Raw genomic sequence first — 19,527 nt, 5'->3', positions numbered from 1 at the left:
GAAGTTCGCTGTTGGTCCGTCAGACCCGCGTCGTCACGGGCCGTCCATGGGCCACGTGATCGTGGTCCCTCACCTATGCAACTTACTCACGCTTTACTCGGTTCCCGATCCGGGCCGGGAACGAGGCAAGATTGTGATTATGTCCAACACTCCCATGACGGCGAACCCGCTCACCCGGGCGGTGCTCGAGATCGACGAGTACGCCTCCGGCCTCGGCTGGGACCAGCCCGCCCGCCTCTTCGCCCTCGTAGACACCGCCCGGCTGCGCACCCAGGAACCCGCGCTCGCGGCCCAGCTCGGCCTTGAGGCGGAGCAGGAGATCACCGGCCTCACCCCGATCGAGCAGGACGAGATTCCAACGGGCAAACCGCTCGACGAGTTCCTCGGCACCATCGCCTGGCCCGACGCCGTGGTCGGTTGCGCCCTGACCGTGGAACGTCTGATGCTGCCGCCGTCCGCCGAGGCGTCCGTGCCGGAGGGACTCGGCGAGAAGAAGCTCGCGCGGTGGGTGGCCGAGCACCCGGACCGCCAGGAGGTCCGTATGACGGTCGCGGTCCTGCGGGACGGCGCCCGCGACTCCGCCCTGCGGCTGCGTGAGAAGGACTCCCCGACGGAGGTCCTCACCGGTTCCGATCTGGTGCCGGGGCTGGCGGAGGCGCTGAAGGCGACGTTCGAGGAGTAGTCCTCGAGGAGTGGATCTCCCGGCTACTTCGTCGTGCACTTCGGCAGGTCGGCGGTGTCGCCGGAGCGGATGTCCTTGAGGGCGCCCAGGGCGTCGTCGATGGTGTGCACCTTGACCAGGGTGAGGCCCTTGGGGGTGTCGCTCGCGGCGGCGGCGCAGTTCTCGGCGGGCGTGAGGAAGTACTGGGCGCCCTTGTCGCGCGCGCCGACGGTCTTCATCTCGATGCCGCCGATCGGGCCGACCTTGCCGGCGTCGTCGATGGTCCCGGTGCCGGCGACGAACTTCCCGCCGGTGAGGTTGCCGGGCGTGAGCTTGTCGTAGATGCCGAGCGAGAACATCAGGCCGGCGCTCGGACCGCCGACGTCGGCGAGCTTGATGTCGATGCTGAACGGGAACGTGTGATCGGTCCCGGCGGAGATCCCGACGATGGCGCGCTTCTTGCCGCTGTCGTCGGAGGTCCTGGTCGTGATGGTCACCTTCTGCGTCTTCGTCGGCGTCCGGTGCTCCTTCTCGGCGGCGGCCTGCTCCTTGGCGGGCACGATCGTGAAGGCGACCTTGTCGCCCGGCTTGTGCTTGGTCACCAGCTCGGCGACGTCGGCCGGCTCCTTCACCGCCGTACCGTCGACGGCTTTGATCACGTCGCCCGCGTGCAGCCGGCCCTCGGCCGGGGAGTCCTTGACGACCGTCGAGACGATCACCCAGGACCGCACCGGAACGTTCAGTTCCTTCAGGGCGGCGACCTTGGCGCTCTCCTGGGACTGGCTGAACTCCTCGGCGTTCTCCTGGGTGGACTGCTCCTCGGTCTTGCCGTCGGGGTAGAGGGTGTCGTGCGGCACGACCTTGTTGTCGTGCGCGAGCCAACCGTAGACGGCCTCGACCAGGTTCATCTTGTAGTCGGCGCTGGTGACCCGCACGGTGGTCATGTTCAGGTGCCCGCTGGCCGCGTACGTCTTGCGTCCCGAGATCTGCAGCACCGGCTCGCCGTCGTGGTCCCCGAGCGTGTTCACCGTCGGCCCCGGTGACATCTCCGAGTACGGCACGTCGATGAAGACTCCCGCGCACAGGAGCGCGATCAGCATCAGGGTGGAGGCGAGCATCGTCGCGGTGCGGCGTGGCATGGCACGACAGTACGGGACGGCCCTGTCAGCGCATCGTCAGGGCCGCGTCCAGGTCACGTGCCGGACTGGGGCTTCTCCATGGCCGCGCGGAACCGGGCATATCCGTCGAGCTCGGGACCGTCACCCCGGGCCTTGCGGGTCCGGTTGGCCCAACTGCCCCACAGTCCCGCGCCGATCCCGGCCGACAGCGGAATCAGCAACCAGACGAGCGCCCCCATGCCGACCTCCAACCCACCCTGAACTACCCCAACTGACTGATCAGCAGATTAACCATCCGCACTGACAACGCTCACGCCAGGGGTGCGGTTACGCAACCGGAGCGGTGAGGAAGGGGTCCCGGCTCCGTCGACCCTCAGGCCCGGGGGTGTCAGGTGCCGGGTTGCCGCGTAGCGGGGTCAACACGCCCCGACCCACTCCTCGGTCCCGTCGGAGAACTTCTGGTGTTTCCAGATGGGCACTTCGTGCTTGAGATCGTCGATCAGTTTCCGACAGGCCTCGAAGGCCTCACCCCGGTGCGGGCAGGACACGGCGACGACGACGGCGAGGTCCCCGACCCGCAGGTCTCCCACCCGGTGCACGGCGGCGAGCGCGCGCACCGGGTACTCCGCGGCCACCTTCTCGGCGATCCGCCGCATCTCGGCCTCGGCACTGGGATGACACGAATACCCGAGCGCCTCGACATCGGCGCCCCCGTCGTGGTTCCGCACGGTGCCGACGAACAGGGCGGTGCCGCCGGCGGCGTCGTCCCCGACGGCCCGGAAGACCTCGTCCAGGGAGAGATCCGTCTCCCGGATGGCAAGCAGCTTGATCGGGTCCTGAGCCGCCTGCTCACCGGGATGGTCGTGTGTGGGTGCCATACCCCCATCGTGCCGCACGCCCGCGACCATGGGGATCAGATCCGCCGACGCGCCTTGCGAGCCCGGCGCACCACCGCCGCCGCTCCCAGCAGCGCCACCGTCGCCCCCGCGGCACCGGCGGCCGTCGCGTCCTTGCGCCCGAGCCGGCGCCCGGCGACCGTGCGTCTCCCGGACACCTCCTCGAGAAGCTCCGCGAGCACCTCCTCGTTGGTCCACTGCGGGCGCCAGCCCGCGTCATGCAGCCTGCTCCCGCTCACCACCCAGGGGTACATCGTGTACGCCAGATCCCCCGCCGGCGACGGCGTGAGCCCGATCCGATGGAGCCGGGCGGCCGCCCCCAGCGCGACAGTCGAGGGCAGCTCCATCCGCCGGATTCCGCTCAGCTCCTCGACCTCCTCCTGTTCCAGCCACCCGTCGCATCCGACGGCCAGCTCCCCCTCGACCTTCTCCAGGACGGCGTACTCCAGGGCACTGCACAGGTCCTCGACATGACAGAACTGCCAGGCAGGCCGGGACCCGGCCACGACGAGCAGGCGAGGCGACTCGAAATACCTGGTCAGCGCGGTGTCGGTACCGCCGACGAGCACGGCGGGGCGCACGACGGTGACGTTGAGTCCCGGATGCGCCCGGGGAGCCCTGCGGGCCAGTCGCTCGATCTCCAGCAGGTCCCCGACCCCGGTCGCCTCCGCGGTGGCCCGCAGCTCCGCGTCCTCCGACAGGGGCAGCTCGTTGTCCGGCAGGGCCCCGTACACCATGGAGGACGTGCACAGCACGGCCCGATGGACACCGGCCGCGGCGGCCGCGGTCAGCACGGTCTGCGTCCCCCGCACGTTGTACGCCGTCCGGGCGGCGGCATCGGTCTCCAGGTCGAGATCGAGAGCCAGGTGCACCACGACATCCGCCCCGCGCAGCTTCTCCGCGATGGCCGGATCCCGCACGTCCAGGATGTGCCACTGCGCGTCGGCGCACTCTCCTCGCCGCTCGTCGAGGCCGATGACCTGCTTGATCTCCTCCGAAGCGGCGAGCCGCTCGGTGAGCAGCGCGCCGACGCCGGAGGCCGCGCCGGTGACCGCGACGACGGGCCCGCGCCTGGCGGAACTGGTTGACTGGTTTCGCGCTGCGCGAACCTGTGGATCTGGGGAACTCACCGGGCGTCTCCAGTGGTTGTCTTCAGTACGAGCGCGCGTGAAGCGTGCGTACCAGGTGGCATCCATCCTGCCGCAGGCCGCGAGTCGGCGAAGCACCGAGGCCCTAACCGCCCATGGTGTCTACGCTGGGTGGTGTTGTCGGGCAGCCGCGCCGCCGGAGAGAACCGGTGGCCTTACCAGCCGAGGAATCCCGTGAGTGACACCCCATTCGGATTCGGCCTTCCGCCGGAGGAGCCGGACGACGGCGACGAGGGCAAGAAGAAGGACCCGCAGAGCGGCGGTGGTCAGGGACCGGCCAACCCGTTCGGTTTCGGCGGGATGCCCGGCGCCGGAGGCTTTGGCGGCCCCGGCGCGGACAATCCGCTCGCTGCCATGTTCGGTTCGCTGAACCCCTCCGACCTGGGCGCCGCCTTCCAGCAGCTGGGTCAGATGCTCTCCTACGAGGGCGGCCCGGTGAACTGGGACATGGCCAAACAGATCGCCCGCCAGACGGTCTCGCAGGGCACGGCGGACGGCACCAAGGACACGAGCGTCAGCGCCGCCGAGCGCACCGCCGTGCAGGAGTCCGTCCGCCTGGCGGACCTGTGGCTGGACGACGCGACGTCGCTGCCGTCCGGCGCTGCCTCCGCGGTGGCGTGGAGCCGCGCGGAGTGGATCGAGGCGACCCTGCCCGCGTGGAAGGAACTGGTGGACCCGGTCGCCGAGCGGGTCGGCGCCGCCATGGGTGACGTCCTGCCGGAGGAGATGCAGGCCATGGCCGGCCCGCTGATCGGCATGATGCGCTCGATGGGCGGCGCCATGTTCGGCACCCAGATCGGGCAGGCCGTCGGTGTGCTCGCGGGCGAGGTGATCGGTTCCACCGACATCGGTCTGCCGCTCGGCCCGGCCGGCAAGGCCGCGCTGCTTCCCGTGAACATGGACGCGTTCGGCAGGGACCTCGGCGTGTCGAAGGACGAGGTGCGGCTGTACCTCGCCCTGCGCGAGGCCGCCCACCAGCGCCTCTTCGCGCATGTGCCGTGGCTGCGCTCGCATCTGTTCGGCGCGGTCGAGGGCTACGCGCGCGGGATCAAGGTCGACACAGCGAAGCTGGAGGACGTGGTCGGCCAGTTCGATCCGCAGAACCCGGAGCAGTTGCAGGACGCCCTTCAGCAGGGCATGTTCCAGCCGGAGGACACGCCCGAGCAGAAGGCGGCGCTGGCCCGTCTGGAGACCGCTCTGGCCCTCGTCGAGGGTTGGGTCGACGCGGTGGTGCACGCGGCCGCGAAGCCCCGTCTGACCGCCGCGGACGCGCTGCGCGAGACCCTGCGCCGCCGTCGCGCCTCCGGCGGCCCGGCCGAGCAGACGTTCGCCACGCTGATCGGTCTGGAACTGCGTCCGCGCCGCCTGCGAGACGCGTCCCGGCTGTGGGCCTCGCTCACGGACGCGCGCGGTGTCGACGGCCGGGACGCCCTGTGGGCCCACCCGGACATGCTGCCGACCGCCTCCGACCTGGACGACCCGGACGGCTTCGTCCACCGCGAGCAGCTGGACTTCTCCGAGCTGGACAAGATGCTCGGCGAGGCGGCGGACAAGCCCGACCTCCGCAAGAAGGACGGGGGCCCCGAGGAGGGCTCCACGGGCGAGGGCAGCTCCAAGGACGAGGGCGACGACACCGAGTGAGCCTGTACGACGACGCGGTCCTCGTCCTGAAGAACTACGAGGGCCAGACAGAGCTGCGCCAGGCCTACCTGGACCACCTCGCGGATCATCCGGACGGCCTGTGGAAGGCCTGCGAGGCCGGTCACATCACGGCGAGCGCCATGGTGATCGACCCGGAACAGGGACGCGTGCTGCTGACCCTGCACGGAAAGATCCGCAAGTGGCTGCAGATGGGCGGCCACTGCGAACCGGCCGACGACACCCTGGCGGCGAGCGCCCTGCGCGAGGGCACCGAGGAGTCGGGCATCGCGGGGCTGCGCCTGCTGCCCGGCGGCCCGGTGCGCCTCGACCGCCATCACACGCCCTGCGCCTGGCACCTCGACGTCCAGTACGCGGCGCTCGCTCCGTCGGGTGCCGTCGAGGCGATCAGCGACGAATCCCTGGACCTGCGCTGGTTCGCGTACGACCAGGTCGCCGACGTCGCCGACGAGTCGGTCGTACGTCTGCTGGAGGCGGCGCGCGCGAGACTCTGAGGCACAACGGGCGGACCTGAGGGGCGCATGCTTCCGCGTGCGCCCCTCAGGTCCGCTTGCCGACCGGTGCGGAAGGCGTCAGCTGTTGCTGCCCCCGAGGGAGTTGCCGCGCAGGCCGCCGCTGCCCATGCCGAACTGGCCGAGCACGCCCGATGTCCGCAGATGCTGCGGCGGCAGCAGCTCGCTGGGCTGCACCAGGACATGGCCCGTCCCGGAGAACTGCATTTCCCAGCCCTCACCGCTGGAGCCCCGGCGGCGCCACACCGCGGAGGTGGAGGTCGGGGCCTGGAGCTGGGTCCGCAGAGACGTCGACCAGGCGACCACCGCGTCCGCGTCACAGCAGACGTTCTTCTCCGGGGTGACCTCCAGGACCAGCGGCTCGCCCGAGGTCATGAGGACGATCTGCCCCGAGCCGGACAGCTCCAGGTTGTAGGCGCCCGCCGAGGCCACCTCCACGGCACTGTCGACCGCGACGATGCCGACCCCCAGGGAGCCGTCGAAGGCGAGCACATAGGAGCTGTCGACGGTGAGACCACGGCCGACCTCCATGATGTGCAGGTGCTGGGCCAGGTTGGCGAGGTAGACGACGCCGTTGCCCTTGCACCGCATGAGTTCCAGACGCTCGCCGGTCATCCGCTCGACGTTGCGCCAGCTGCGGTCGCGGTACTGGCTGTCGAACTCCACCTGCCCCTCGAACGCCACCATGGCCCCTTGGCGCGCGAGCACGGGGCTGCTGCCCTGGCTGACGTCGGTCTTGAGGAGCTGCGGGTTCTGGAGGGTGTAGCGGCCGGTGGACTCCACCGGAATGTGTGCGAAAAGTGTGCTGTGCATGATGTGCCTGGTGCTCCCCTCAGCCCCGGACCTTGAATCGGTCGCCGGTGTCCTCGCTCGGCTGGACCACCACGAAGCCCTGGCCCTTGAATCCGATCTGGAACGCCTCGCCACTGCCCCGGCCGATCAGGGCGCTCGCCTTGACCGTGCGGCGGGCCTTCATGTCCAGGCCGGTCGTCCAGGCGATGAGCGCGTCCGGGTCCACGTAGGTCTCACGCTCGGCGCAGTCCAGGGCCATCGGGATGCCCCGGCTGACCAGCGCGACCCAGCCGGTTCCCCGGACGACCAGGTTGGTCAGCCCGGAGCCGGACAGCTTGGCGAGCCCTTTGACCGGTTCGACGGTCAGTTCCAGCGTGGTGTCGCAGGCCAGCAGCGTGGCGCCGTTGACCGAGAGGGCCTCGCCGTTGAGGTGGAGGACGAGGATGTCGCCGCCGTAGTCGGCCAGGTAGAGGTCGCCGTCACCGCGGCAGAGCATCAGCCTGCCGCCCTCACCGGTGACCATCTCCTCCGCCGATCGGCGCAGGGTGGCCGGCGGTCCGTCGAACTGCACGTAGCCGTCGTAGGCGATCATCGAGCCGGCCTTGGCCAGCAGTTCGTGTCCGGTGGCCATGGTGACCTTGAGCGTCTTGGAGCTGTGCACGGTCATCCGGACGCCGGTGGAAGCGGCGCTGTGCGCGCTGAGAGTCTGGGTGTCCATGGACCTCACACCTCGAAGGGCTGTACGACGACGAAGTTGCCGGGGGCGCCCCGGAACTGGAGGTTCACGGCCTCGGAGGCCTGCCGGGCGTACCCGGACCGGCGCAGCCTGAGCGAGGTCGTGGTGACCGCCTGCGCGCCGGCGGACCAGGCGATGACGGCGTTCCCGTCGACGTAGGTGGCCGGGCCGACGGGGATGACGACCGGCACACCGCGGGTCTTCACCGCGACCGCGCCCGTACCCGAGAACAGCATGCTGAACAGGCCGCCGCCGGGGAGTCCCGCGCCTTCGATCCGGCGGACCTCGGTCTCCAGGGCCTCGTCGAACGCGAGCACACCCTGCGCGCTGGTGTAGAGCTGCTCGCCCTGGAGTCGGATGACGAACACGCGGCTCGCCTCGTCGGCGAGGAACACCTCCCCGTCGCCGGAACAGCGCATGAGGGACATGCCCTGGCCGGTGAGGGCTCCGGTGAGCTTGCCGAGCAGGCCGGATCCCTTGTGCGCGAAATCGATGTCGCCCTGGTAGGCGACCATGCTGCCCTGCTTGGCGAGGATCGGGGCGCCCTTGGAGAGCGTGGCGCGCACGAGCTGCGGGTTCTGCTCGGTCCAGCGGTCGCCCACCGGGGCTTCCGCGTACTTCGTCAGGACGACCCGCACGTTGGCCTCGGGCGGCACGGGCGCGAGCGCCGTGGCTCCGCCGAACGGCTGCCCCTGACCGGGAAAGACGCCGGGAGCGCCCGGAGGCGTGAACGTCTGCGGGCCCGCTCCGGGCGGCGTGAACATCTGCGGGCTGGTCGGCGCGGGCGCCTGCGGCGGGACGCCGGGAGGCGCACCGGGCGGCGTGGTCCCGACGATCGTCGGCGCCGTGTGGACCGACGGGGCGGGGGCGGGCGGGGCAGGGGGAGCCGGCGCTTGTACAGGAGTGGGCGCTCCGAACGTGGGCGCGGGTGCCTGCGGCGCGGCGGCCTGCTGCGGCGGTGCGAAGGCCGGCGCCTGGGTCGGTGCCGGGGCGTCCGGCGCGGGCGCGGGCTCCTCCTCGGCGACCTCGCCGCCGAAGTTCTTCAGCAGCGCGTCCAGGCCCCCGTCGAAGCCCTGTCCGACGGCGGCGAAACGCCACACGTCCTTCAGGTAGAAGTCCCCCAGCATCACGGCGCGTTCGGTGGTGAACTCACCTCCGTCGAAGGAGTACCGGGCGACCTCCTCCCCGCCGGCGACGATCCGGACGTAGCCGGGAGCGATCTGTGACATCTGGCCGTCGCCGTCGATGGTCGCGGTGAACGACAGCTTCTGGATCTGCGAAGGGATCTGATCGAGCGTGACGCGGAAGGACTCGGTGTCGCCCGCCTGCGGGCCGAGGAGCTGGATGGATTCCTCGGGTGACTTCGGCTGGTTGAAGAAGATGAAGTACCGGTCGTCGGAGAGCCGTTCGTCGGCGTCGAGACCGAAGCAGCTGATGTCGAAGGTCAGTCCGGGGCCGGAGATCTGTACACCCACGTACAGGTCCGTACCCGCGGTCAGGTCACTGATCTTGGCCTTGTGGCCTCGTTGGAATTCCCTGGCCATGCGTAACGACCGTCCCCCATCCCGTATACGAGTGCGTCGCGACAGGCTAACTGCAAACTCGGACACCGGCGGAAGTCGGTACAGATCCGGTACAGAATCCCGCTGGGGATTCGGGACTGGTGCCCTGGGTGGTCCTCACTCGCCCGGGGCTCGTCATTCTGCGCGGACGCGTCGCTCTCCGCAGGACGCGTCATTCTCCGTCTGCGACCGGCAGGTGGGGCAATCGTCCGACGGCGACCACGCCTTCGAGATAGCCCTTGGCCCGCTCCGTGCGCGGATACGCCTCCAACAGACGCCAGAAACGCGGCCCGTGGCCCGGCACGAGCAGATGTGCGAGCTCATGGAGGAGGACGTAGTCGACGACGTACTCGGGCATGCCCTGAAGCCGGTGCGACAGACGGATGCTGCCCTCGGCCGGGGTGCAGGAGCCCCAGCGCGTGTTCTGGTTGGTGACCCAGCGCACCGAGGTGGGCCTGGCCCGGCCGTCGAAGTACTGGGCGGACAGCCGTTCGGCACGCTCACCCAACTCGACGTCGCCCAGGACCCGCTTGCTCTCCTGGGCGGCCAGCTTGTCGAGCATGACACCCACCCAGCGCTGCTCCTCCGCCTCGGACATCCGGGCAGGGATGAGCACGATGGTGCGGTCGCCCTCGCGGTAGGCGGAGACCGTCCGGCGGCGCCGGGCACTCCTGCGCACCTCGATCGCGCTCGCCCCCGAGCCGCCCGGCGGCTGGCTCGTCGTACGGCGCTGCGGCGTTCCTGCGCGGTGCAGGGGGTCGGCGGACACGCCCCGACGTTACCCGCTGCACACCGGGGAAGTCCCGCCTCCGGGACGGTTGAGCTTCGATACCCCACATACGTTTGATTCGTACGACGGACTTGTACGACGAATGCCGCCGCCTGTGGACAACTGTCGGCGCCCGACGCCCGGCCCGGGGCATGCTGGCACTCGCCGGCGGAGGTGTGACGGGGTGTCCTGACCTGTCCGACGTCCCAACAGAATCCGTCGGCGGACGGGGATGTTCCACGAGCGCTACGGGGGTCTGTCATGCAGTCGACGGTTTCGCAGGCGACGACGTCACAGTCGATGGTTCCGATCGTGAAGCCCGCGCTCAGGCGCGGCTGGCGCGACCTCAACACCGTGCAGTTCGGGATGACTCCGGCGCACGCGATGACACTGGGCCCGATGGACACGGCGACAGGCAGTTTCCTCGACCTGCTCAACGGCACCCGTGGGCTTCCGCTCCTTCGGGAAGAGGCCCGTCGGATGGATCTGCCCGAGGGGCACGTCGACGCCCTGGTGGAGCGGCTGGCGCGGGCCGGGCTCGTCGACGACGCGAGAGGCGGCGGGCCGGAGGCCGAGGCCCTACGCGAGAAGAAGGAGGTTCTCGACCGATTGCGCCCCGACCTGGCCTCGCTGTCGCTGACCGCGTCCGAACCGGGCGAGGCGATCGGTCTGCTGGCCGCGCGACGTTCCCTGCGCGTCCAGGTGAGAGGCGCGGGCCGGGTGGGCGCGGTCCTTGCCTCGCTGCTGTCGGGCGCGGGTATCGGCGAGGTCGAGGTGCGCGACGTCGGCCGCGTCGAGCCGGGGGACGTCGCGCCGGGCGGGCTGACCGCGGAGTCGATCGGCGAGCGCAGGGACGAGGCTGCCCGGCGGGCGGTGCGCCGGGCCGCCCCGGAAGCCCCACCGCGCCGAGGCTCCCGCGCCCCGGCCGAGGGCGACAACGCCGGCCTGTCCCTGGTGATCCTCACCCCGCGGGACGACGTGGACGTACACGCTCCCGATCCCTCCACCGCCGACCCCTTGATCACCTCCGGCACCCCCCATCTGTACGCCGGGGTCGTGGAGGGAACCGGCGTGGTGGGCCCACTCGTCCTCCCCGGCGAGACGGGCTGCGCCGGATGTCTGCACGAGGCACGCGTCGACCGTGACCGGACCTGGCCCCGCCTGGTGGCCCAATGGCGCTCCGGTACGCCACGCCAGGCACGACAGGTACGCCCCTGCGACCTGACGCTGGCCACGACGGTCGCGGGTCTGGCTGCGGCGCACGCGCTCGCTTTCCTGGACGGCCGGGTCCCGTCGAGCGCGGGCGCACGCTGGGAGGTCGCCCTGCCCGCCCTCAACTGGCATGCTCGGCCGGTCTGGGCGCACTCCGCATGTCGTTGCGGAGCAGCGGAGAAGGGTAAGGAGGAACACACCTCCGAGGCCGAGGAGTGGCACGAGACAATGGCGGAGCAACAACCGTCGAAGGAGTTACGCCGTAGGGCTGACGCGGCGCGGCTGGCTGGCACCTGGAGGGCGCATGTCTGATCTTCCCCGCAAGGCGGTCACCCGTACCGCTAAGCTCGCCGCGCTTCCGCTCGGTTTCGCCGGACGAGCGACCTGGGGGCTCGGCAAGCGGATCGTGGGCGAGTCCGCGGAGCTGGTCGGCCGCGAGCTGCAACAGCGCACGGCCGATCAACTGTTCAAGGTGCTCGGCGAACTCAAGGGCGGCGCGATGAAGTTCGGCCAGGCCCTGTCGGTGTTCGAGTCGGCGCTGCCCGAGGAGGTCGCGGGCCCCTACCGGGCGGCCCTGACGAAGCTCCAGGAGGCGGCTCCCCCGATGCCGATCCGCACCGTGCACACGGTGTTGGCGGAGCGCCTCGGCAAGGACTGGAAGGGCCTGTTCCTGGAGTTCGAGGACAAGCCCTCGGCGGCCGCCTCGATCGGCCAGGTGCACCGCGGGGTGTGGCACGACGGCCGCGAGGTGGCCGTCAAGGTTCAGTACCCGGGCGCCGGCGAGGCGCTGCTGTCGGACCTGACCCAACTGAGCCGGTTCGCCCGCCTGCTGGGTCCCCTCATCCCCGGCGTGGACATCAAGCCGCTGATCACGGAGCTCAAGGACCGGGTCTCCGAGGAACTCGACTACGGACTGGAGGCTCAGGCCCAGCGCGCCCACGCCGAGGAGTTCGCGGACGATCCGGATGTCGTCGTGCCCGGGGTGGTGCATCAGTGCGAGCAGGTTCTGGTCACGGAGTGGATGGACGGCGTTCCGCTGTCGGAAGTGATCGCCGACGGCACCCAGGAGCAGCGCGACCGCGCCGGTCAGCTACTGGCCCGCTTCCTCTTCTCCGGCCCGGCCCGCACCGGACTGCTGCACGCCGACCCGCACCCGGGTAACTTCCGGCTCCTGCCCGGGGGCCCGGACGGCGAGGAGGACTGGCGCCTGGGGGTCCTGGACTTCGGCACGGTCGACCGTCTCCCGGGCGGTCTGCCCATCCCGATCGGCACCTCCCTGCGCATGACGATCGACGGCGAGGCGGAGGCCGTGTACGAGCTCCTGTGTGCCGAGGGCTTCGTCAAGGAATCCATAGAGCTCGACCCCGACGCGGTCCTCGACTACCTCCTGCCGATCATCGAACCGGCCGAGGCCGACGAGTTCACCTTCAGCCGCGGCTGGATGCGCAGCCAGGCTGCCCGCATCGCCGATCCCCGCTCCCCCGCCCATCAGCTGGGCAAACAGCTCAACCTGCCCCCGGCCTACCTCCTGATCCACCGTGTGACCCTGAGCACCATCGGCGTGCTCTGCCAGCTGGGCTCGACGGTGCGTCTGCGTGAGGAACTGGAGGAGTGGCTGCCGGGATTCGTCCCGGAGTCGATCCTGGAGAAGAACGACAACGGCGGCGCGGCGGACGACGTGGACGAGGAGCAGTCGGTCGCGGAGGCGTGAGGGCGCCGGCCCGGACGACCTGCGGATGGTCGGCACCATGCACGGCGGGGGCCGGTCCGTTCGGTCGGACCGGCCCCCGCCAGGAGAGCTCCGCCTCCCTGGCCGGGAGGCCACCGCTTCAGGTGTTGTTCGGGTTACTGCATGACGGCCATGGCGAGCGCGCGGCGGGCGCGCAGCGAGGCGCGCTCGGCCCGGCGCTGCATCCGGCGGGCGGCCACCAGGCGCACGGCCTGACGGTCTCGCTCGGCCTCATGCAGGAGCTCGTGCATATGCGCACGGGCCAGGGCTTCTGGGATGAGTTGCATCTCGCGGGTCCTGTTCTGGCGCGAGTCCATCGCGCCGCTCATGGTGAGGTCTTCAGGCGTCGCGCCTGCGGGTTCGTCGGTGGACGGCTTCATCGGGGCCTGCTTCTTGGGGTCGTGCGTGACGGGACGGTCGATGGTTCCTGCGGTGTTCATGCTGTGACCGGGTTCTTGCGCGGGCGGCCACGCGGCCGCTTCCGGGCGACGACGACACCCTGCACGAACAGTTCGCCACCCCAGACGCCCCAGGGCTCACGCCGCTCCTTGGCGCCGGCGAGGCAGGCCTCGACCAGGGGGCAGGTGCGGCAGAGGGACTTGGCGTACTCGACGTCCGCCGGCGACTCGGCGAAGAAGACCTCCGGGTCGTAGGAGCGGCAGGGGACGGGCACGCCGAGGTTCTCGATGGCGTCGTCGAGCGCGGTCAGCGCGGTGAGCGGGGTCAACAAGGTGGAGTCCTCCGTGAGGCCGGGCGGGGGGATCGTTTCGGAAGGCGGTACGGACGGGGCGTGCGCTTCGAGTTGCACGTTTCGTCTTCCTCGTCTGGTCGTTCCGGCCCTGTTGGACCGGTTGTCGGCTGGTACCGGGTTCTTTTCTTGTCCCGAGGCCCCTTCGTTCCGTCATCCCCGTTCGAGGACAAACAGAAGGGCCGCGGATCCCGGGTGGGGTTCCGCGGCCCTGAAGGCGCCGGCCTGATCGACGATCAGGCTGGATCACTCCAGGGTTCTGGCCCACGGAAGGCCCACATCAGGTGGTGCTGCGTCTGCTTCCGGCTACCGGCACCGGCCGCCGCAAAGGCATAGGCCTGCGCCTGTGCCCCTACTGCTTCCAGTGCCTTGATCGGTCGCTCATTGCGCTCTCGGACGGGAAGACCCGTCAGAGACACGGAGGACACCGGACGCACGGCACGAATGCCGGACAGACCGGTGCACGGAGCAGAGGCGCCGAGCATGCACGTGGAGACGACCGAGCGATCGGTCATTTTGCTGATGAAGCCGCTGTTGATGCTGATCACTGGAATCGCCTCCTCTCGGCGTCTTAGGGACTGGGTTGAACCAGTCCTGCGGGTATGCAAGTACAGCACGGAATCGGGGCCTCCGAGAAGGCCTCCGTCCCCGTGGCTAAGAACCTATGGGGATTGCCGGGGCATGCGCAAACTATTTTTTCGACGAGTTCGCATCAATCCCCGTGCTCTTCTCCCGCAGGCTCCTGGCCAGCGCAAAGGGCGAGGACATCGGCTCCGTAGCGCTTGAGTTTGCGCATACCGACCCCTGGGATCCGCGCGAGCTCCCCGTCTTCGTCGGGGGCGGCCTCGGCGATCGCCATCAGTGTCTTGTCGGTGAAGACGCAGAAGGCGGGCTGTCCGCTGCGCTGCGCCTGGACCGCGCGCCACTCGCGCAGCCGTTCGTAGAGGCCCTCGTCCATGTCGGACGGGCAGTCCTCGCAACGCATCAGTTTCATCTCACCGGCGTCGGTGAGCGTGCGCCCGCACACTCGACAGCGGGCCGGAGTGCGCTGCCTGCGTCGCGGGGTGGCGCCCGGTCTGCTCGTGAAGCCCCGCTCGACGCCTCCGGGGCCGGCTGTCGCGGCTCGGCTCCCCGCGGTGGCGGCCGAGCCGGGGCGCAGCCCGTCTAGGAAGCGGCTGGGGCGGCGGCTCGGGCGTCCACCCGGAGAGCGGGAAAGCGCCCAGGAGACGTGGAGGTGGTCCCGGGCGCGGGTGACGCCGACGTAGAGGAGCCGGCGCTCCTCCTCGATCTGCTCGGCGGTCTTCGCGTAGGTGATCGGCATCATGCCCTCGGCGACGCCGACCAGGAAGACGACGTCCCACTCCAGGCCCTTGGCCGAGTGCAGGGAGGCGAGGGTGACGCCTTCCACGGTCGGGGCGTGCTGGGCGGCCGCCCGCTCGTCGAGTTCGGCCACGAGGTCGCCGAGGGTGGCGCCCGGTCTGGCGGCGGCGAAGTCCTGCGCGAGGTTCACGAGGGCCGCGAGGGACTCCCAGCGCTCCCTGACGGCTCCCGAGCCGGCCGGGGGCTCGGTGGTCCACCCCTCGCCGGAGAGCACCGCACGCACCTGGGAGGGCAGGTCGACGACGTCGTCGAGGAGGGAGTCGTTACCGCCGAAGCGGGCGGCTCCGCGCAGGGCGACGCCGGCCTTGCGGACCTCGGGCCGGTCGAAGAAGCGCTCCGCGCCTCGCAGCTGGTAGGGGACTCCGGCGTCGGCGAGGGCCTGTTCGTAGGTCTCGGACTGGGAGTTGGTGCGGAACAGGATGGCGATCTCGCTGGCCCGGACGCCCGCGTCCATGAGCTCACGTATCCGCCGGGCGGCACCCTCGGCCTCGGCGGGCTCGTCGGGGTACTCGCTGTAGACGGGCTCGGGGCCGGGGGCGCGCTGGGAGACCAGCTCCAGCCGATGGTCGGCGGCGCGGCCGTGCGCTTGGGCTAGGAGGCCGTTGGCGAGGTGGACGACCTGGGGTGTGGAACGGTAGTCGCGGACCAGCTTGACCACCGTGGCCCCGGGGTGGCGGGTGCGGAAGTCGAGGAGGTGGTCGGGGGTCGCTCCGGTGAACGAGTAGATCGTCTGGCTGGCGTCTCCGACCACGCAGAGGTTGTCCCGGTCGCCCAGCCACAGCTCCAGCAGGCGCTGCTGGAGGGGACTGACGTCCTGGTACTCGTCGACCACGAAGTGCTGGTACTGGGAGCGGACCTGGTCGGCGACATCGTGCCGGTCCTGGAGGACGGCCACGGTCAGCAGCAGGACGTCCTCGAAGTCGATGAGCGCGCGGTCGCGCTTGAGGTCCTCGTACGCGGAGTAGAGCTGGGCGATCTCGGCGGGCGCGCGGGGCGCCTCGCGTCCTGCCTTGACCGCGGCGAGCGGGTAGTCGGCGGGGACGGTCTGGGTGACCTTGGACCACTCGATCTCGCCGGTGACGTCGCGCAGTTCGCCCCGGTCGAGACGGATGCGGCAGGCGGCGGCCGCGTCGGCGACGAGCTGGATCTTGCGGTCGACCAGCCGGGGCATGGAGCCACCGATGGCTTTCGGCCAGAAGTACTGGAGCTGACGCAGGGCGGCGGAGTGGAAGGTACGGGCCTGGACACCGCCCGCGCCGAGCTGCCGGAGCCGACCGCGCATCTCGCCCGCGGCGCGGTTGGTGAAGGTGACGGCCAGCACGCTGGACGGCTGGAGGATGCCCGCGCGCACGCCGTAGGCGATGCGGTGGGTGATCGCCCGTGTCTTGCCCGTGCCGGCGCCCGCCAGCACGCACACCGGACCGTGCAGGGCGGTGGCGACCTCGCGCTGCTCGGGGTCGAGCCCTTCGAGTACCGCGTCGGCCGAGTCCGGTGTCCGCGGGAAGAGGGTGGAGTGCGTTGCTGCTGTCACACAGCCATGCTGCCAGGTCGCCGGAGACGGAAGAGTCGGTTGTCCACAGGGGAGCACCCGCAGTCGTACTAATGCGGCAGGCGTCACGTCCCGGTCGTGCGGCGGGACTCACATCGGGTTGACCAGCCGGACGGGAATGGTCGCCCTTGCGCGTACGTTCCCCCACTGCGAGCACGACCCCCGAGCCGCCGAAGGAGCGCGAGAGACATGCCGGGCACTGTGACGATGTACAGCACCACGTGGTGCGGATACTGCCGTCGGCTGAAGAGCCAGATGGACCGCGAGGGCATCGCGTACAACGAGATCAACATCGAGCAGGACCCGGAATCCGCCGCGTTCGTCGAGAAGGCGAATGGCGGAAACCAGACCGTTCCCACCGTGCTGTTCCCGGACGGCTCGACGCTCACCAACCCTTCGCTGGCCCAGGTCAAGCAGAAGGTCGGGGCGTAACCGCTCCCGCGGTGTGAGCAGGGCGGCCCCCGAGGATTCCTCGGGGGCCGCCCTCGCGTTGTCGTGGCTGGACCGGCGAATGGCCGTGTCTCACAGTGCCGTGTCTCACAGGAAGTTTCTCGTCGGCAGCGGCTTGCCGTACCAGAGCTCTATCAGACGGGCCGCGATCGAAATGCCGTAGGGCGGCAGGACCTCGCCGGAGTCGAAGGCGGCACGCAGCTCGTCGCGGGAGAACCAGCGGGCTTCATGGATCTCGTCGCCGTCGACGTCGATGGCGGTCGAGGTGGCGTGGGCCATGAAGCCCAGCATCAGGCTGGACGGGAACGGCCAGGGCTGGCTGGCGACGTATTCGACCTCGCCGATGGTGATACCGACCTCCTCGAAGACCTCGCGGCGCACCGACTGCTCGATGGCCTCGCCGGGTTCGACGAAACCGGCGAGCGTCGAGAAGCGGCCCTCGGGCCAGTGGACCTGGCGGCCCAGCAGGATGCGGTCGTCCTCGTCGGTGACCGCCATGATCACGGCGGGGTCGGTGCGCGGGTAGTGCTCGGCGCCGCAGGCCTGGCAGCGGCGGATGTGACCGGCCGCGGCGATGACCGTGCGCTCGCCGCAGCGCGAGCAGAAGCGGTGCGTACGCTGCCAGTTCTCCAGGCCGACCGCGTGCACCATCAGGCCGACGTCACGGGGTGACAGGAGCGCGCCGGCCTCGCGCAGGCCCGCCTGGCGCGCGGACTGGTCGATACGGCCGGGGAGCGAGTCCTTCTGGAGGGCGAAGTAGCGGACGCCGTCCTCGTCGATGCCGAGGAAGTAGCGGTGCGCCTCGGTGAGGGGCGCCTCGAAGGACGGCGTCATCACGAGTTCGGTGCGGCCGTCGGCCGTCTCGTCGATGAGGACCTGGCCGCCGGAGACCACGAAGCAGCGGGTCGTCGGGTGGCTCCATGCCGCCGCGAGCCAGGCCTCGTCGAGCCGGTGGTGGGCGGCGCGGTCGATGCCGCTCGGGGCGGTGAGCGAGATGGGGCGGTCGGCGGTGTGGTCGGTCCAGGTGGTCACGTGTGCTTCCAACTCCCCCGGTGGAAAGGGTGTTTCTCGGGCGGTTCAGCGGGATGTCGGGCGGGAGGTGGCCGGGTGCGGCTGGGCATGGCGGTACGGGGCAGCTCTTCCAGTGTGCCCCGCCCGCTGTGCCGGCCCGGGCGGCTCGGGGCGGTCAGGGCGCATGACTCCAGTGTTCCGCGAGGTCGGCCCACAGGTACGCGGCGGTTTCGACACCCTTGAGGAGCAGGTCCAGCTCGACCTTCTCGTTGGGTGCGTGCCACCCGTCGGACGGGACGGAGATGCCCAGGAAGAGCACGGGGGCGCCCAGCACTTCCTGGAGGTCGGCGGCCGGTCCGGAGCCGCCTTCCCGAGTGAAGCGGACCGGCTGTTCGAAGGCGCGGCCCATGGCACGGACGACGGACTGCAGGGCCGGGTGGTCGAGCGGCGTCAGGCAGGGGCGCGTGGCGGCCAGGAACGTGATCTCGCTGCGGATCCCGGGCGGCACCTGCTTTTCGACCCAGGCGCGGACGATCTTCTCGATGTGGTCGGGGTCCTGTCCCGCGACCAGCCGGAAGGAGAGTTTCACCAGGGCGGAGGACGGGATGATCGTCTTGCTGCCGGGGCCCTGGTAGCCGCCGCCGATGCCGTTGACCTCGGCGGTGGGACGGGCCCAGACGCGCTCCAGGGTGGTGTGTCCGGCCTCGCCGTGGGCGGCGTACGACTTGGCCGTGCGAAGCCACTCCCCCTCGTCGAAGGGCAGTTCGGCGAAGAGTTCACGTTCGTTATCGGTCAGTTCGACGATGCCGTCGTAGAAGCCGGGGATCGTCACACGCGCGTGCTCGTCGTGCAGCGCCGCGACGAGGCGGGCCGCGGCGGTGGCCGGGTTGGGGACGGCGCCGCCGAAGGAGCCGGAGTGGATGTCCTGGTCGGGGCCGTGCAGCCGGATCTCGCACTCGGCGAGGCCGCGCATGCCGGTGCACACCGTGGGGGTGTCATCGGACCACATGCCGGTGTCCGAGACGATCACGGCGTCGGCGGTCAGCCGGTCCGCGTGCTCCTCGACGAGTGCGCGGAAGTGCGGCGAGCCGGACTCCTCCTCGCCCTCGATCAGCAGCTTGAGGTGGACGGCGGGAGTGGTGCGGCCGGTGGCGGCGAGGTGGGCGCGGACGCCGAGTGTGTGGAAGAACACCTGGCCCTTGTCGTCGGCCGCCCCGCGCGCGTAGAGGCGGTTGTCGCGGACGACGGGCTCGAAGGGCTCGCTGTCCCAGCCGTCCTCGCGGGCGGCCGGCTGTACGTCGTGGTGGCCGTAGACCAGGACCGTGGGCGCCCCGGGGTCGGCGGAGGGCCACTCGGCGAAGACGGCCGGGGCACCCGGCGTCTCCCAGACCTCGGCGGTCGGGAAGCCGGTCTCCCGGAGCCTGGCGGCGAGCCAGTCGGCGCTGCGTCGTACATCGGGCGCGTGGTCGGGCTGGGCCGACACCGACGGGATGCGCAGCCACTCGGCCAGGTCGTCGAGGAAGACGGCACGGTGCCGCTGGACATACGTGCGGACGGCGCTGACGGCACTGTCAACGGGGTGGCTCATGGTGACG

General features: G+C 70.6%; 20 protein-coding genes. 6 read left to right on the top strand and 14 right to left on the bottom strand.

The annotated features are described in order from the left end of the window. The first annotated feature begins 139 nt into the window (after positions 1-139). Entirely contained in the window at positions 140-682 is a 543-nt protein-coding gene (locus ACFYRY_RS17340) for a PPA1309 family protein (protein ID WP_389145585.1), read from the top strand. 23 nt (positions 683-705) lie between these two features. Here the strand turns inward: ACFYRY_RS17340 and ACFYRY_RS17335 are convergent, their stop codons facing one another. The 4 genes from ACFYRY_RS17335 to ACFYRY_RS17320 form a co-directional block, all read right to left on the bottom strand. Next, a complete protein-coding gene (locus ACFYRY_RS17335; protein WP_389145582.1) occupies positions 706-1,800 on the bottom strand; it encodes a PDZ domain-containing protein in 1,095 nt (364 codons plus the stop codon). Between the two features lie 53 nt (positions 1,801-1,853). After that, positions 1,854-2,018 (bottom strand): hypothetical protein, encoded by a 165-nt coding sequence (locus tag ACFYRY_RS17330; protein ID WP_389145579.1) that lies wholly within the window; start codon positions 2,016-2,018, stop codon positions 1,854-1,856. Between the two features lie 177 nt (positions 2,019-2,195). Beyond that, positions 2,196-2,657 carry a molybdenum cofactor biosynthesis protein MoaE gene (locus ACFYRY_RS17325; RefSeq protein WP_389145576.1) on the bottom strand — a complete coding sequence of 154 codons (462 nt, stop codon included), beginning with the start codon at positions 2,655-2,657 and terminating at the stop codon, positions 2,196-2,198. 35 nt (positions 2,658-2,692) lie between these two features. Then, positions 2,693-3,805 carry an SDR family oxidoreductase gene (locus tag ACFYRY_RS17320; RefSeq protein WP_389145573.1) on the bottom strand — a complete coding sequence of 371 codons (1,113 nt, stop codon included), beginning with the start codon at positions 3,803-3,805 and terminating at the stop codon, positions 2,693-2,695. Positions 3,806-3,997: 192 nt separating this feature from the next. Between ACFYRY_RS17320 and ACFYRY_RS17315 the strand changes: the two genes are divergently transcribed. Both ACFYRY_RS17315 and ACFYRY_RS17310 read left to right on the top strand, forming a co-directional pair. Next, on the top strand, positions 3,998-5,464 hold the full coding sequence (locus tag ACFYRY_RS17315) for a zinc-dependent metalloprotease (RefSeq protein WP_389145571.1): 1,467 nt from the start codon (positions 3,998-4,000) through the stop codon (positions 5,462-5,464). After that, positions 5,461-5,976, top strand: a complete 516-nt coding sequence (locus ACFYRY_RS17310; protein ID WP_389145568.1) for an NUDIX hydrolase — start codon at positions 5,461-5,463, stop codon at positions 5,974-5,976. The genes ACFYRY_RS17315 and ACFYRY_RS17310 overlap by 4 nt, the downstream gene beginning before the upstream one ends. A gap of 78 nt (positions 5,977-6,054) precedes the next feature. Here ACFYRY_RS17310 and ACFYRY_RS17305 read toward each other — a convergent pair whose 3' ends face one another. The 4 genes from ACFYRY_RS17305 to ACFYRY_RS17290 all read right to left on the bottom strand — a co-directional run bounded on the left by ACFYRY_RS17305 (position 6,055) and on the right by ACFYRY_RS17290 (position 9,853). Further along, complete coding sequence (locus ACFYRY_RS17305) at positions 6,055-6,807, bottom strand: AIM24 family protein (RefSeq protein WP_389145565.1); 753 nt, start codon at positions 6,805-6,807, stop codon at positions 6,055-6,057. 19 nt (positions 6,808-6,826) lie between these two features. Next, positions 6,827-7,504, bottom strand: a complete 678-nt coding sequence (locus ACFYRY_RS17300; protein ID WP_389145562.1) for an AIM24 family protein — start codon at positions 7,502-7,504, stop codon at positions 6,827-6,829. A gap of 5 nt (positions 7,505-7,509) precedes the next feature. Continuing rightward, complete coding sequence (locus ACFYRY_RS17295) at positions 7,510-9,066, bottom strand: TerD family protein (protein WP_389145560.1); 1,557 nt, start codon at positions 9,064-9,066, stop codon at positions 7,510-7,512. Positions 9,067-9,256: 190 nt separating this feature from the next. Further along, positions 9,257-9,853: a M48 family metallopeptidase gene (locus tag ACFYRY_RS17290; protein WP_389145557.1), complete on the bottom strand. Its 597-nt coding sequence runs from the start codon at positions 9,851-9,853 to the stop codon at positions 9,257-9,259. A gap of 300 nt (positions 9,854-10,153) precedes the next feature. On the opposite strand from ACFYRY_RS17290, the gene ACFYRY_RS17285 reads away from it, so the two are divergent. Together ACFYRY_RS17285 and ACFYRY_RS17280 are read left to right on the top strand one after the other, a co-directional pair. Then, positions 10,154-11,377, top strand: coding sequence for a TOMM precursor leader peptide-binding protein (locus tag ACFYRY_RS17285; protein WP_389146297.1), 1,224 nt, complete (start codon positions 10,154-10,156; stop codon positions 11,375-11,377). After that, positions 11,370-12,776, top strand: a complete 1,407-nt coding sequence (locus ACFYRY_RS17280) for an ABC1 kinase family protein (protein ID WP_389145554.1) — start codon at positions 11,370-11,372, stop codon at positions 12,774-12,776. Before ACFYRY_RS17285 ends, ACFYRY_RS17280 begins: the two co-directional genes overlap by 8 nt. A 134-nt stretch (positions 12,777-12,910) precedes the next feature. On the opposite strand, the gene ACFYRY_RS17275 is transcribed toward ACFYRY_RS17280, so the two are convergent. The 4 genes from ACFYRY_RS17275 to ACFYRY_RS17260 all read right to left on the bottom strand — a co-directional run bounded on the left by ACFYRY_RS17275 (position 12,911) and on the right by ACFYRY_RS17260 (position 16,453). Next, positions 12,911-13,234, bottom strand: coding sequence for a hypothetical protein (locus tag ACFYRY_RS17275; RefSeq protein WP_389145551.1), 324 nt, complete (start codon positions 13,232-13,234; stop codon positions 12,911-12,913). Beyond that, entirely contained in the window at positions 13,231-13,602 is a 372-nt protein-coding gene (locus ACFYRY_RS17270) for a WhiB family transcriptional regulator (RefSeq protein ID WP_356763496.1), read from the bottom strand. The genes ACFYRY_RS17275 and ACFYRY_RS17270 overlap by 4 nt, the downstream gene beginning before the upstream one ends. Before the next feature lie 176 nt (positions 13,603-13,778). Beyond that, positions 13,779-14,090 carry a hypothetical protein gene (locus ACFYRY_RS17265; RefSeq protein ID WP_389145549.1) on the bottom strand — a complete coding sequence of 104 codons (312 nt, stop codon included), beginning with the start codon at positions 14,088-14,090 and terminating at the stop codon, positions 13,779-13,781. Between the two features lie 164 nt (positions 14,091-14,254). Further along, a complete protein-coding gene (locus tag ACFYRY_RS17260; protein WP_389145547.1) occupies positions 14,255-16,453 on the bottom strand; it encodes an ATP-dependent DNA helicase UvrD2 in 2,199 nt (732 codons plus the stop codon). Positions 16,454-16,660: 207 nt separating this feature from the next. Between ACFYRY_RS17260 and ACFYRY_RS17255 the strand changes: the two genes are divergently transcribed. After that, a complete protein-coding gene (locus tag ACFYRY_RS17255; protein ID WP_389145545.1) occupies positions 16,661-16,903 on the top strand; it encodes a mycoredoxin in 243 nt (80 codons plus the stop codon). Between the two features lie 105 nt (positions 16,904-17,008). Here the strand turns inward: ACFYRY_RS17255 and nudC are convergent, their stop codons facing one another. Together nudC and ACFYRY_RS17245 are read right to left on the bottom strand one after the other, a co-directional pair. After that, complete coding sequence (nudC, locus tag ACFYRY_RS17250; RefSeq protein WP_389145543.1) at positions 17,009-17,953, bottom strand: NAD(+) diphosphatase; 945 nt, start codon at positions 17,951-17,953, stop codon at positions 17,009-17,011. Positions 17,954-18,107: 154 nt separating this feature from the next. Beyond that, positions 18,108-19,520, bottom strand: coding sequence for a dipeptidase (locus tag ACFYRY_RS17245; protein WP_389145540.1), 1,413 nt, complete (start codon positions 19,518-19,520; stop codon positions 18,108-18,110). Between the last annotated feature and the right edge of the window lie 7 nt (positions 19,521-19,527).

It is taken from the genome of Streptomyces sp. NPDC005263, assembly GCF_042872365.1.
Classification (GTDB): domain Bacteria; phylum Actinomycetota; class Actinomycetes; order Streptomycetales; family Streptomycetaceae; genus Streptomyces.
Note: the sequence above shows the minus strand (reverse complement) of the source record. Positions and strands in the feature narration are given on the sequence as shown.